At 68.0% G+C, this 12,865-nt stretch carries 13 protein-coding genes and 1 tRNA gene; 4 read left to right on the plus strand and 10 right to left on the minus strand.

Annotated features, from left to right (window positions below):
• Nucleotides 1–70: 70 nt before the first annotated feature.
• The 8 genes from F0U60_RS35735 to F0U60_RS35770 all read right to left on the minus strand — a co-directional run bounded on the left by F0U60_RS35735 (nucleotide 71) and on the right by F0U60_RS35770 (nucleotide 7,487).
• The gene (locus tag F0U60_RS35735) at nucleotides 71–244 is read right to left on the minus strand and encodes a hypothetical protein (RefSeq protein ID WP_395806531.1); all 174 of its coding nucleotides are present in this window, start codon (nucleotides 242–244) and stop codon (nucleotides 71–73) included.
• A gap of 193 nt (nucleotides 245–437) precedes the next feature.
• Nucleotides 438–743 carry a hypothetical protein gene (locus F0U60_RS35740; protein WP_395806532.1) on the minus strand — a complete coding sequence of 102 codons (306 nt, stop codon included), beginning with the start codon at nucleotides 741–743 and terminating at the stop codon, nucleotides 438–440.
• A gap of 84 nt (nucleotides 744–827) precedes the next feature.
• A tRNA-Leu gene (locus F0U60_RS35745) sits at nucleotides 828–909 on the minus strand.
• Nucleotides 910–1,045: 136 nt separating this feature from the next.
• Nucleotides 1,046–1,522: a preprotein translocase subunit SecG gene (gene secG / locus F0U60_RS35750; protein ID WP_395806533.1), complete on the minus strand. Its 477-nt coding sequence runs from the start codon at nucleotides 1,520–1,522 to the stop codon at nucleotides 1,046–1,048.
• A gap of 81 nt (nucleotides 1,523–1,603) precedes the next feature.
• Nucleotides 1,604–2,377, minus strand: coding sequence for a triose-phosphate isomerase (gene tpiA / locus F0U60_RS35755; RefSeq protein WP_395806534.1), 774 nt, complete (start codon nucleotides 2,375–2,377; stop codon nucleotides 1,604–1,606).
• A 30-nt stretch (nucleotides 2,378–2,407) separates the two neighbouring features.
• Complete coding sequence (locus F0U60_RS35760) at nucleotides 2,408–3,598, minus strand: phosphoglycerate kinase (RefSeq protein WP_395806535.1); 1,191 nt, start codon at nucleotides 3,596–3,598, stop codon at nucleotides 2,408–2,410.
• A gap of 30 nt (nucleotides 3,599–3,628) precedes the next feature.
• Nucleotides 3,629–4,639 (minus strand): type I glyceraldehyde-3-phosphate dehydrogenase, encoded by a 1,011-nt coding sequence (gene gap / locus F0U60_RS35765; protein ID WP_395806536.1) that lies wholly within the window; start codon nucleotides 4,637–4,639, stop codon nucleotides 3,629–3,631.
• A 109-nt stretch (nucleotides 4,640–4,748) separates the two neighbouring features.
• Entirely contained in the window at nucleotides 4,749–7,487 is a 2,739-nt protein-coding gene (locus F0U60_RS35770; RefSeq protein ID WP_395806537.1) for an N-acetylmuramoyl-L-alanine amidase, read from the minus strand.
• 237 nt (nucleotides 7,488–7,724) lie between these two features.
• Between F0U60_RS35770 and F0U60_RS35775 the strand changes: the two genes are divergently transcribed.
• Nucleotides 7,725–8,321 carry a diacylglycerol kinase family protein gene (locus F0U60_RS35775; RefSeq protein ID WP_395806538.1) on the plus strand — a complete coding sequence of 199 codons (597 nt, stop codon included), beginning with the start codon at nucleotides 7,725–7,727 and terminating at the stop codon, nucleotides 8,319–8,321.
• Between the two features lie 133 nt (nucleotides 8,322–8,454).
• Here F0U60_RS35775 and F0U60_RS35780 read toward each other — a convergent pair whose 3' ends face one another.
• Nucleotides 8,455–8,655, minus strand: a complete 201-nt coding sequence (locus tag F0U60_RS35780) for a hypothetical protein (protein WP_203406230.1) — start codon at nucleotides 8,653–8,655, stop codon at nucleotides 8,455–8,457.
• 313 nt (nucleotides 8,656–8,968) lie between these two features.
• On the opposite strand from F0U60_RS35780, the gene F0U60_RS35785 reads away from it, so the two are divergent.
• The 3 genes from F0U60_RS35785 (at nucleotide 8,969) to F0U60_RS35795 (ending at nucleotide 12,240) form a co-directional block, all read left to right on the plus strand.
• Nucleotides 8,969–10,564, plus strand: coding sequence for an NAD(P)/FAD-dependent oxidoreductase (locus F0U60_RS35785; protein WP_395806539.1), 1,596 nt, complete (start codon nucleotides 8,969–8,971; stop codon nucleotides 10,562–10,564).
• A gap of 16 nt (nucleotides 10,565–10,580) precedes the next feature.
• Complete coding sequence (locus F0U60_RS35790; protein ID WP_395806540.1) at nucleotides 10,581–10,955, plus strand: hypothetical protein; 375 nt, start codon at nucleotides 10,581–10,583, stop codon at nucleotides 10,953–10,955.
• Nucleotides 10,956–11,100: 145 nt separating this feature from the next.
• Complete coding sequence (locus F0U60_RS35795) at nucleotides 11,101–12,240, plus strand: class I SAM-dependent rRNA methyltransferase (protein ID WP_395806541.1); 1,140 nt, start codon at nucleotides 11,101–11,103, stop codon at nucleotides 12,238–12,240.
• Between the two features lie 6 nt (nucleotides 12,241–12,246).
• Here F0U60_RS35795 and F0U60_RS35800 read toward each other — a convergent pair whose 3' ends face one another.
• The gene (locus F0U60_RS35800) at nucleotides 12,247–12,858 is read right to left on the minus strand and encodes an START domain-containing protein (protein WP_395806542.1); all 612 of its coding nucleotides are present in this window, start codon (nucleotides 12,856–12,858) and stop codon (nucleotides 12,247–12,249) included.
• Nucleotides 12,859–12,865: the final 7 nt, after the last annotated feature.

Here is a 12,865-nt window from a genome sequence, read left to right on the forward strand (position 1 = left end):
ATGGGCTTCCAGCCGTTTCCAGAGTACGGCGGCGGATAGGGTGGCATAAAGACGCGCAAGGTGTTGGGGCTCAGATTCTCCGGAGCCCGGCCCACGCCGCCCGCTGCTCGGCCCACGTCCCCGCGTGCGCCACGGCGCGCAGCGTCCGCTCGGCCATCGGCTCGGCGCCGTCGAAGGCTTCGAGCGCCAGGACGGCAACTCGGAGATCAGGCGCGAGCAGGCGCAAGTCGAGCAGCTGCGTCACCCGCGCCCGCGTGGCCCAAGCATCCTCGCCACGGCGATCCGGTCCGCGACGAGACCCCGGTCGATGGCACCATGCAGGTAGGTGATGCGCCAGGGCGAGCCCCCGGGCCATGTGCGCCATCCGGGAGATGGGCCCAAAGCGGGGCTAGAGGAGTCTTGAGGAAGACCTCGCTACGACGCTGGCCCTTTCTCCCCTACGAAAGCCGCAATCCGTCTCCGTAGCTGGTGGGGCTCGGAACTCGGGCAAGCTTCACATCAACCACGAAGCCGAACCTCTCCAGCCGAACGGACTGCGCCACCCGGAACCTCGCGGGCTTCAGGCTGGCTCGGCTCATTGGAAGCGTCACGCGTTCAACTTGATCTCGATAAATTGCCATGACGCTCACCCTCCCACGAACCGTCACGGTGTCCGCGTGCGCCACGAACATCTGCACGGGCTGGTCACGGCCCAGCTCGATGCGGTGCTCCTCCAGGAGCATCTTGAAGCGCCGGGTCTGCACGTCGGCGAGCTTCGTAAGCCAGGAAGCCTGACCCGGAAACGAAAAAAGCCCCCGAGTCACTTGGACTCGGAGGCTCTTTCGGAGTGCCCAGGGCGGGATTCGAACCCGCACACCTTTCGGCGCCACCCCCTCAAGATGGTGTGTCTACCAGTTCCACCACCTGGGCTTTTCCAACGCGGTCCTTACTGCCGGTGCCGCGTCGGCAACTTCGACGCGGCCTCTAGTACCACGAACCGCGTCTGCTGCAACATTGATTTTTAACTTCATCGCCACCCGATTGATTCCGCCGGGTGGCTGCCCGCTTACTGAGCGGGAGCGGGCGCCGGAGCCGGCGTCTCGGCCGGACGCGGCTGCTCCACGGTGCTCGGCGCACCCGGAGCCTGCTGCTGCGCGGGAGCCGCACCCGAGGAAGGCGCCGCCTCCTGCGGATTGGCCGGAGGAATCTGGCCCGCCGGGGGAGCCCCAGCGCCCGGCTGCGCCGTGCCCTGCTGCGGCACCTGAGCCGGCTGCGTCGCCGCCGGCTGCGCCAGCGAGCCCGCCGCCACCGAGGTGCGCATCCCCACGAAGGAGAGGCCCAGCGACGTCAGGAAGAACAGCGCCGCGCAGATGCCCGTCACCTTGGTCAGGAATGTCGTCGCACCGCGCCCACCGAAGGCACTCGTTGCGGCACCGCCACCCAGAGCCGAGCCCATGCCCGCGTCCTTCCCGGGCTGCAACAGGATGACGAAGATCATGAACACGCACAGCAGGACGTGCACGATCGTCACGAAGGTCAACATGCTTTAAACTCTTCTTTCCGGTCCTGGATAAAGGCCGCGCAGCCTAACCGAACGGCCTGGGCGGTGACAATCTTCCTGCGATCACACCCCGCCCTTCACAATCGCCGCGAAGTCGCCCGCCTTCAGGCTGGCTCCGCCCACCAGCGCCCCGTCCACGTCCGCCTGGCCCAGCAGCTCGGCCGCGTTGTCCGGCTTCACGCTCCCGCCGTACTGGATGAGCACCTGCTCCGCCGTTCCCCGGTCGTACAGCCGGCCCAGCTGCTCGCGGATGGCCCGGTGCACCTCCTGGGCCTGCGCGCTGGTGGCCGTCCGGCCGGTTCCAATCGCCCACACCGGCTCATAGGCCAGGACGAAGCCCGCCGCCTCGGCCGCCGTGAAGCCCTTCAGCGCCCCCGCCACCTGCCGCTCCACGACCTCCAGGGTGCGGTTGGCCTCGCGCTCGGCGAGCGTCTCACCCACGCAGATGATGGGCTTCATCCCCGCGCCCAACACCGCCCGGGTGCGCTTGTTCACCGTCTCGTCCGTCTCGCCGAAGTACTGCCGGCGCTCGGAGTGGCCCACGATGACGTAGGCGCACCCCACGTCCTTCAGCATCTGCGCGGACACCTCGCCGGTGTACGCACCGCTGGCCTCCCAGTGGCAATTCTGGGCGGCCAGCTTCAGGGAGGAGCCCTCCAGCTCCTTCGCCACCGCATGCAGTGACACGAAGGGCGGCGCCACGGCGATCTCCACCCGGTCTCCCGGAATGGAGGCCACCAGCCCCTTCAGCTCGCGCACCAATGCGAGCCCCTCGGGGATGGTCTTGTTCATCTTCCAGTTGCCAGCGATGAGCTTGCGTCGCGCCTGTGCCGCCATATGAGGACTCTCTCCGGTGGGTACGGTGGACTACTGCTTCGTCTCGAGCGCCTTCACGCCCGGCAGCTCACGGCCCTCGAGGAACTCCAGCGAGGCCCCGCCACCGGTGGACACGTGGCTGAGCTTCACGCCCAGCCCCATCTCGTTCACGGCCGCGGCGCTGTCACCACCGCCCACCACCGTGATGGCGTCCTTGTTGATGGCCATGGACTCGGCCACCGTGCGCGTGCCCGCGGCGTACTTCTCCACCTCGAACATGCCCATGGGGCCGTTCCACACCACCGTCTTCGCGTTGCGGATGTGCTCGGAGAACATGGCCCGCGTCTTCGGGCCGATGTCCAGGCCCATCAGGTCGGCGGGGATGGCCCGGTCCGGCACCTCGCGCACCTCGCCCTTGTCCGTGGGCTCGGTGCTGCAGACGTGGTCGATGGGCAGCACGAGCGCCGTCTTCAGCCGCTGCGCGGCCTCCAGCATGCGCGTGGCCAGCGACAGCTTGTCCTCTTCCACGCGGCTCTTGCCCACCTCAATGCCCTGCGCCTTGAGGAAGGTGTAGGCCATGGCGCCACCGATGAGCAGCGCGTCCACCTTGGGCAGCAGGCTCTCGATGACCTTGATCTTGTCGCTCACCTTGGCGCCGCCCAGGATGGCCACGAAGGGCTTGGCCGGGTTCTTCATCACGCCGCCGAGGTACTCCAGCTCCTTGCGCATCAGGAGGCCGGCGCCCTTCTCCTTGACGTAGGGGACCATGCCCGCGGTGGAGGCATGGGCGCGGTGCGCGGTGCCGAAGGCATCGTTGATGTAGACGTCGGCGAAGGAGGCGAGCTCGCGCGCGAAGGTCTCGTCGTTGGCCTCCTCCTCCTTGTGGAAGCGCAGGTTCTCGAGCATGAGCACCTGGCCGTCCTTCAGATCCTTCACCAGCTTGCGCACGCCGTCACCCACGCAGTCGTCGGCGAGGATGACCTCGTGCTTGGCCCCGAGCAGCTCGGTGAGCCGCGAAGCGGCCGGCTCGAGCGAGAGCTTCGGGTCCGGCCCCTTGGGGCGTCCGAGGTGGGAGGCCAGAATCACCTTCCCGCCCATATCCAGCGCACGCCGGATGGTCGGCAGCGCCTCGCGGATGCGGGTGTCGTCGGTGATGCGCTTTCCCTCCAGGGGAACGTTGAAGTCCACCCGGATGAAGACGCGCTTACCGGTGAGCTGCATGTCGTCGATGTAGCGGATCATCTCGGTCCTCCCACTCGGAACGCTGACTGACTAGAAGCCCTTGGACGCGAGGAACTTCGCCGTGTCCACCATGCGGTTGGAGAAGCCCCACTCGTTGTCGTACCAGGCCATCACCTTGAGCAGGTTGTCGCCCATGACCATGGTGTTGGTGGAGTCGAAGATGGAGGAGTGCGGGTTGCCGTTGTAGTCGACGGAGACGGTCAGCTCCTCGCTGTACTGGAGGATGCCCTTGAGCGGGCCCTCGGCGGCGGCCTTGAAGGCGGCGTTGACGGCGTCCACAGTGACGGACTTGCTGGTCACCACGCTCAGGTCCACCAGGGACACGTTCGGGGTGGGCACGCGCACCGCCTGGCCGTTCATCTTGCCCTTGAGCGCCGGGAGCACCTCACCGATGGCCTTCGCGGCACCGGTGGAGGCGGGAATCATCGACAGGGCGGCGGCGCGGGCGCGGCGCAGATCCTTGTGCGTGAGGTCCAGGATGCGCTGGTCGTTGGTGTAGCTGTGGATGGTGGTCATCACGCCCTTCTCGATGCCGAAGTTCTCGAGAAGCACCTTGCCCAGCGGCGCCAGGCAGTTGGTGGTGCAGGAGGCGTTGGAGAGGATGTGGTGCTTCTTGGCATCGTACTGGTCGTGGTTGATGCCGTAGGCGATCGTCAGATCCGGGCCCTTGGCCGGCGCGGAGATGATGACCTTCTTGGCGCCCGCGCCCAGGTGCTTCTCGGCGCCGTCGCGCTCGGTGAAGCGGCCGGTGCACTCGAGCACGATGTCCGCGCCCAGGGACTTCCAGGGCAGCGCCGTGGGGTCCTTCTGCGCGGTGACGGCGATCTCCTTGCCGTCGATGACGATGCCCTTGTCCGTGGCCTTCACAGTGCCCGGCCAGGTGCCGTGCACGGAGTCGTACTTGAAGAGGTGCGCCAGCGCGGCCGGCTCGTCGAGGTCGTTGATGGCAACGAAGTCGAGGTTCTCCTTACGGCTCAGCGCCGCGCGCAGCACGCAGCGGCCGATACGACCGAATCCGTTGATGGCAATCTTGGTGGCCATGTCCCAGTCTCCTTAGACGGATAGAAAGCTCACAGACACACGACGGGCCGACCGTACGCCCACCCGCCGTGGGAAAGGCGGGCGACCGTAGGCAGGTAGCGCACGCGAGTCAACGCTCTGTGAAAGGAGAACGACGACCCGTGCGCCGTAGCTGAACAGTCCACAGCAGCAACAGCCACGTAGCGAGCATGGATCCCCCGCTTGCCCGGCAGCCGCAGCCCGTGTCCGCATTTTCGTAGGACTCGGGAACGCTGTTCAGGGAGCAGGGGGCCGAGCTCGCCAGAGCCCGTATATCGGCGTCCGGCGGCAGGCTCTCCTCCCCTTCCGGGGGGACGGGGGCAGAGGACAGCACCCCCGCCCGAGCCAGGAACGCCCCCATGAGCCAGGCGCGGCGAGCGGGAGAGACGAGCGCCTCCAAGGGCACACTCAGGAAGAGCACCTGCCCCCCCTCGACCGAGGACACACCCGCGGTCAGGTCCGTCCCGACGTACCCCAGCACGGGGGAGCCCCCCTCCAGTGGAAGGAGCACGTCTGGGACCCCCACTGGGAAGCCACCCCGCAGACCGTCATCGAGCAGCGAGGCGGAGAGCCCCGGGAGCCATCCGCCCGGGAGCCCCCCCACCAGGAGACCGGGCGTGGAGCAACCGGGCAGGGCGTGGAGGAACCCGGTCAGGAAGGCCTGATCCTCGGCCCCCCCAGCGGCAAGCGCGGACGCCACATGGGTACCCGAGAGCAGCAGGTGTCCGCCTCCGTTGACGAAAGTGCGCATGAGCTGCTGCTCGGCGGCACTTGGACCTGCGCCCCCTACCCCACCCCGCCCGGTGAACCAGTCCAGCACCCGATAGCCCACGGGCATGTGCAGGCCCGCGGCAATCGCCTCACTGGTCGCCCCGTCGAAGGCCACCGCGTGCTGCGCCACCGCGTCCCCATGACGACGCAGCGCGGTACCGTCATTCATGGACTCCAGGAGCGCGCGCAGGGGCGAGCCCAGGTCGTACGCCGAGAGGTCCTCGGCGCGCGCCAGCGTCGCGTCCAGGCGGCGGAAGGCGTTAACCACGAGCACCTCCGGAACCCGGCCCGCGTCCGGAACACGCACCCCCACCACCTCCGAGGGGAAGGACTCGCCTCCCGCGTTGAAGGCGGCCACGCGGAAGTAGCGCGTCGTCCCCGTCGACAGGTTGAGGGAGAAGGAGGTGGCGTCCACCTCGGTTCCCTCGTCCCAGGCCAGCCCATCCACGCTCTGGTAGACGCGATAGCCGGTGGCCGGGAACTGGGCGGGCACGCTGCCGTCCGGATCCGGCGGCACGGTCCACTTCACCTCCACCCGGCCATCACCGGTGTTGCGCGCCACCAGCGCCGAGGGCGCCTCAGGAGGCAACTGCACCGGCAGCCCATCCCGCGCGGCGAAGTACTTGATGATTCCATGCAGGAACGCGCGCGCGGCGACGCGGCGGAAGTTCGGGTCCTTGAGGTACGCGGCGTCCTGAGCGTTGTCGTGGTAGGCCACCTCCATCAGCACGGAGGGGATCTCCGGGTTGTGTCTCGGGTTCACCTCACCCAGGTTGGCCGAGCGCAGCTTGCGCACCCGCCAGGCGGGCTCCACCTCCCGCTGGAGGTCCGCCGTCAGCTCCTCCAGCAGCTTCTGCGCGAGCACCTCGCTGCCAGGCACTCCGGTGAAGTTGTAGGTACCGTCCACGGGATTGGGGCCGTAGACATAGGCCTCGGTGCCGCGGACATTGCCACTGCTGGACGCGTTGGTGTGCCAGGCGACGTAGACAGCATCCTCCCCGTCCTCGTGCAGCCAGGCGGCGAAGCGAGCGCGCGCGGAGACGTCGTCATTGCGCTCGTTGGAGAGAGCGTTGGTGCCCGAGGGCGCGAACACCTCGGGCGGCGCGCCGCTGTACTGGGTGTGGTAGCGCGCGCACTCCTCGAAGCGAGGGCGCGGAAGGGCGCCCAGGGTCGCATCGCCGATGTCTCCACTGCCGCCGCCGATGCGCACCGCGTCCAGGGACACGGTGCCCGTCATCGTCGAGTCATTGAGCGCCACCACCGAAGCCGTCTCCGGGTGCTGGCCCGCGCGGAAGTAGAAGCGACCCAGCAACACCCACGTTCCACCGTGGCGGCGCTGGTTCACTCGGAAGTGGCTCTCGCCCCCCGCGTGCCGCACCAGGTAGTGCGCGTCCGTGACGCGATCCGGATCCGACACATACGAGACGTACACGTGGTAGTAGCCGTCGGCCGGAATCGAGCCCGCCCAGGTGACACGCGCGGACTCAGTGGGCGCGGCCTGCATCAGCCGCTGGTCCCCGAGCTTGAAGGGCTCCACCGCGTTCCCCATGGGCACAGGCGGCGCTCCCCAACCGGGCGCACTGGAGGAGAACAGCTCCGCGGCTCCCTCCTCCGAATAGCCCGCTCCGCCATTGTCGACGAGCACCATGCGTGGGTTGAGATCCGACTCCCGCACGGGAATCACCGTGGCGCCCGCGCCCATCAGCATCGGCATCAGGTACTGGTTGAGCGTCTCGATGGAGACCAGATCCTCGACGACGTCGTTCGTGTTGCCGCGCTGGGTGGCCCACCGACCCAGGGGTGAGCTGCGATAGAAGCCATGCCCCGGGCTCAAGTAGAGCGTCTTGCCGGACAAGGCACCGGAGCGAATGCGCGTCTGGGGCAACCCCGAGAGCGCGGAGACCCGGCGCGAACGGTCCTCGCGGCGCACCAGGGAGGGCTCCGAGCGCTGCCAGCGCGTCTCGTGGGGCCTCGGGCCGGGCAGCGGGACATAGACGGCACCCGGGGGCTCCAGGCCGCAATCATGGGAGAAAGAGTCCTCCTCCTGGGCTCGGCTCATGCTCGGCAGGCAGAGTAGGGAGACCAGCATCCAGGCGGTGGTACGTACGTGAGCAGGAAGGGCCATGGGGGGCCGGAGGTTAGGCCCCGGCGCGAGGGCATGCCAATCAATCCGTGGGTGCCTGCCTGCTCTCCCGCTAACCTGTCCGTGATGAGCTCTCCAGCCCTTTCACCCCAGCCGACGCCTCCTCCCGAGAAGAAGCCGACTCCGGCCCCTCCGTCTCATGGCGGCTCCGGGATGCTCGCCTCCTTCCGTCACGCGTGGAACGGGCTCATCCACACCGCCGTCCACCAGCGCAACATGCGCGTCCACCTCGTCGCCGCGCTGCTCGTGGGCCTGGTGGGCAGCGGCATCGAGCTCGGACTCGCGGAGAAGGTGACGCTCATCTTCTGCGTCCTCCTCATCTTCTTCGCGGAGATCCTCAACAGCGCGCTCGAGCACCTGGTGGACCTCGCCACCCGCCACTTCGACGAGAAGGCCCGCCTCACCAAGGACGCGGCCGCCGCGGGGGTGCTGGTGCTCGCCACGGGCACCGTCGTCATCTTCGCCGCCATCCTCGTGCACAACTGGGAGACGGTGGCCAACAGCGGGCCGCAGATTGCCCGTCAGGTGGCGCTCGGCCTACCCCTCGCTCTCTGCGTGACGGTGCTGATACTGCCGCAACCCCGCTCCGTCTGGGTGGACCGCATCGCCTTCGTGGGAGGCGCCATCCTGCTCGGAGCGCTCGCGCCCCGCACCGCCAGCTCCGTCTTCACCGCCATGGACGCCGGCCTGCTCATCGTCGCCGGGGCCGCGGCCCGCCAGCGACGCCGCGAACGCCAGGGCCACCGGTAGCGAGCGCGACGAAACGCGGACATAAAAAAACCGGCTCCAGGCCGGTTCGTTCTGCTCGCCTCCTAGGGGCGCTCGAGCCCCGGGACCTGCCCGGAACTCGGCTGCCCGCTAGGGACAGTGCCATTCTAACGGGCTAGGCCTCCTGCCGGAAGTCCGGCCGGGCCTCCTGCGTCGGCTGGGCAACGTTCTTATCAACGCCCTTGATGTTCTCCGTTACGAGATCCAGCAACTCCGTGGCGATGCCGATGATCTGCATGGGGGTGTAGCCGCTCGCGCGCAGCTGGTTGAAGAAGGTACGGGCAAGGATCCGAGTGCCCTGCTTATCAGTACTCAAGGACGTGTCCTCCGGAAGCGGTGGGACCGCGTAATCACTGGGGGTTCCTTCTTCAACCCTCGTGCCAGCAGTCGGCTTCCAAACGAATTCCCCATGCACATCGGGGACTTGGAAGGCACCAGGCGCTCAGGGGGTTGTCGAGAGATGCGAAGGGGTCTTCGCACCCAGCCTCTGGCTCAGGGGGAGGGCATGCGAAGGGTGCATCGTCAAGTTCGCACCCACGCGCTTCCCACGTGTTCAACAGCTTGCATTCAGGGGCTCGGACGGCGCACATACGCGCCCCCTTTCCCCGGCTTCAGGAGAAGAGCAGCGCATGGCTTATCGGGTGAACAACATCGGGCTGTGGTTGGACGAGCCGGAGGAGCTGCTCGGACAGCGCGCCGCCGAGAAGCTCGGCGTGACTCGGGCGGACCTGGCGAGCGTGCGAGTCGTGCGCGCAGTGTTGGATGCCCGCAAGAAAGGCAGCCCTCGCTACATCTATACGTTGGAGGTGGAACTGGGGCCCGGGCGTGCGCCGAAGCGGCTGCCACCAGACGTCAGTGAGACGCCGCCTCCTCCCGAGCCCCCGCAGCGCGTGAAGGAGCCGGAGCGCATGCCGCTCATCATCGGCACCGGACCCGCGGGACTTTTCTGCGCACTCAGCCTGCTGGAACGTGGCGTACGCACCATCCTCATCGAGCGCGGCAAGGAAGTCGTGTCGCGGCGGAAAGATGTGGCGAAGCTGATGCGGGACGGCTCGTTGGACCCGGAGAGCAACATGAACTTCGGGGAGGGTGGGGCTGGCGCTTATACCGACGGCAAGCTGTCCACGCGCATCAACCACCCGCTGGTGCGCAAGGTCATCGAGACGTTCGCCCGCTGCGGCGCCCCGGACCACATCCTCATCGAGGGCAAGCCACACATTGGCTCGGACCTGCTGCCGGGCGCGGTGGCGAAGCTGCGCGAGGAGCTCATCGCCGGAGGCTGCCAGGTACTCTTCGAGCACAAGGTGGAGGACGTGCTCTACCGCGACGGCCGGGTTTCGGGCGTGCGGCTCGCGGATGGACGGACGCTGGAGAGCGATCGGGTGGTGCTCGCTCCGGGCAACTCGGCGCGCGAGCTCTACGAGCGCTTCGCCGCTGACGGGCGCGTGGTCATCGAGCCCAAGCCCTTCGCGCTCGGCTTCCGCGCCGAGCACCCGCAGGGGCTCATCAACTCCATCCAGTACGGCAGCGCGGCGAAGAACCCGAAGCTGCCTCCGGCCGACTACAAGCTGGCGGAGAACCTGGACGTGGATGGAGAGGTGCGCGGCGTCTACTCGTTCTGCATGTGCCCGGGAGGCATCGTGGTGCCCACGCCCACGCAGGACGGGCTGCAGTGCACCAACGGCATGAGCAACTCGCGCCGCAACGCGAAGTACGCCAACGCGGGCATCGTCGTCACGGTGTCCGTGCAGGACTTCGAGCGCGAGGGCTTCCGCGGACCGCTCGCGGGCCTGGAGTTCCAGCGCCATTGGGAGTCCAAGGCGTACGAGCTGGGTGGAGGGAAGTTCTTCGCTCCCGCGCAGACGATCCCCGACTACCTGGCCGGGCGCGTGAAGAAGGACCCGGGTGGAACGAGCTACCGGCCGGGGTTGGCCCACACGGATCTCAACAAGCTCTTCCCGCCGGGGCTCACGCAGTCGCTGAAGCAGGCGCTCAAGGCGTTCGACCGGAAGATGCGCGGCTTCATCAGCGACGAGGGCAAGCTCATCGGCATCGAGAGCCGCACCAGCTCGCCGGTGCGCATCACCCGCGGCGAGGACATGCAGTCCGTGTCGATGCGGGGGCTCTACCCCGCCGGCGAGGGCTGTGGCTACGCGGGTGGCATCGTCTCCTCGGCCATTGATGGATTGCGCGTGGCGGAGCAGATTGCGACCGAGCTGGCCTGAGCCACGGGAGGGCGCCATGGGCTACCGCGTACGCACACCGGAAGGAGAGCTGCACTACCCCAGACTGTTGGACGTGGAGACGGCGTACAGCCAAGGCCTGGTAGACCCGAACGACGAAGTGCTCGAGGACGGACACTCCACCTGGAGGAAGGCCTCGAGCATTCCGGCACTCGCCCGCGCCCGGTCGGCGACGAAGAGGCACGTCAGACTCAAGCAGATGCTCGGTACCTCCGTGGTGGTGGTGGTGGGCATCTGGGCACTGATGCTCATCCTGAGCGACTCCCCGGGCCAGCGAGGATTGGGCTTACTCCTGGCGCTGGGCGTGAGCGTCCTGCTCACCCGGTTGACAGCCAAGGCCTTCAAGCGACCAGGAGGATCCCTCAAGGACTGAGGGCCCATCCCCTCTCCCGCTCCCCTGCTCTCCAAGGGAGCACTCCTACCCTCCCCGCACCTCCTCTCCGTCCGCCCCATGTTCCCCCAGTTAAGGACCACATGGCGCGGCCCGGGACTCGGCCCGCGCAGAGGGGAGGACGGCCTTGCTCAATACCTACCTTTCCCGCGAGGCGGCGCGACGGCTGAAGCATGGCGCGCCTTGGGTGCGCCGGGAGGACATCGTCTCGATGGAAGGCACCCCGCCCGTTGGGGAGGCAGTGCAGCTCCGGGACGAGGACGGACAGGTGCTCGGGCTGGCGGACGTGGACCTCGAGTCCTCCTACGCGGTGCGCCGGTTGGGGCTGCCGGAGGAGTCGGCCGAGGGCCTCATAGCCCGTCACGTGCGCCACGCCTTCGAGCGCCGCGCGCGCATGGTGGATGACCCGCGCTTCTGCCGCTCCATCAATGACGACGGCGACGCCCTGCCCGGCCTCATCGTGGACCGCTATGACACGCACCTCGTCGTCCAGACGCTCACGCGCGCCATGGATGCCCGGCTGCAGGAGATCACCCGCGCCCTCGTGGAGGTGAGTGGAGCGGAGTCCGTTCTGCTGCGCAACGACACCTCGCGGCGCCGGCAGCTCGGCCTGCCTGTGCAGCGGCCTCATGCCCTCTATGGCAACCCGCCGCGCTGGAGCCGCGTGCTGGAGCTGGGAGCTCGATTCACGGTGGACCTCACCTACGGCCCGGGCGTGGGCTACCCCTATGATCAGCGCGAGCTGCGCCGCTTCATCGCCCGGCTCGCCCAGGGTGCGCGCGTGCTCGATCCGAGCTGCCATGTGGGCGGGCTCTTCGTCCACGCCGGGCGCCATGGAGCCCGCTCCATCCTCGCCTTCGACAGCGACGCGGACACGGCGGACCTCGCTCGCGAGAACGGCGAGGCCAACGGGTTGCTGGGGCGCCTACGGGTGGAGCGCGGCGACTCGCTCACCGTGCTGCGCGGCATGCATGACACCTTCGATCTGGTGCTGCTGGACACCCCCGAGGCCACCTCTCCCGAGTCCTTCGTCGAGCAGGTGCGCCTGGGCCTGCGCGTCACCCGCCACGGCGGCACCCTCCTCATCGTCGGCTACCACCCGCCCCTGCCCACGGGCGGCTTCGACGAGCTGGTGGCCCAAGCCTGCGAGCAGGAGGGGCGCATGGGCTTCCGCTTCGCCCGACTCGGCCTGCCGCCGGACCACCCGACCCTGGTGGGCTTCCCCGGCACGGACTACCTGTCGGGCATCGTCCTGGAGGCGAGCTGACCCGCCCTACTTCTTCGTCGCGTGCTTGCGCACGGCCCGGAGGACGTCCGGCACGGACGTCTTGTTCGCCCGGTCGGCGATCCACTTGGGCACCGAGCCCCCCGGGTCCGTGTAGAGGTAGTAGGTGGCGAAGGTCTTCTTCCCCTCCTCGCGCGGCTCCAGCAGCCAGTACCCCGTGTTGAGTTTCACACGCACCACGCCCTTGCGCTCGGGCGGCACCCCCTCCGTGGCCGCGGTCCAGGAGGACTTCAGGAAGCCCTTCCCGTCCTTCCAGTCCGACTCGTCGACGATGCGGATGATGAAGTCGCGCTTGTCCACCAGCGGGGCGTTCACCACGCAATGGAAGACGATGACCTTCCCGTCCTGCTCCGAGGACAGCACGCGGCTCTCCTCGGTATAGGGCATGGTCTTTGTGTAGTGGTTGTAGTCACGAATGACCCGCCACACGTCCTGAGGAGGCGCGTCCACGAGGGCGGTGGCCTTCACTTCGGAGACGGAGCCTCCCTCAGGAGTCCGGGCCATCACGACGATGCCGTCATCGCGGGCAACCTGACGCCAGGCCGGTTCATCGGCGCCAGCCAATAGGACAAGCAGGGGGAGGGCAGAGAAGAAGGACATAAATACA

Origin of the sequence: Archangium minus, assembly GCF_044360475.1 — a bacterium.
GTDB classification, from domain to species: Bacteria; Myxococcota; Myxococcia; order Myxococcales; family Myxococcaceae; genus Archangium; species Archangium minus.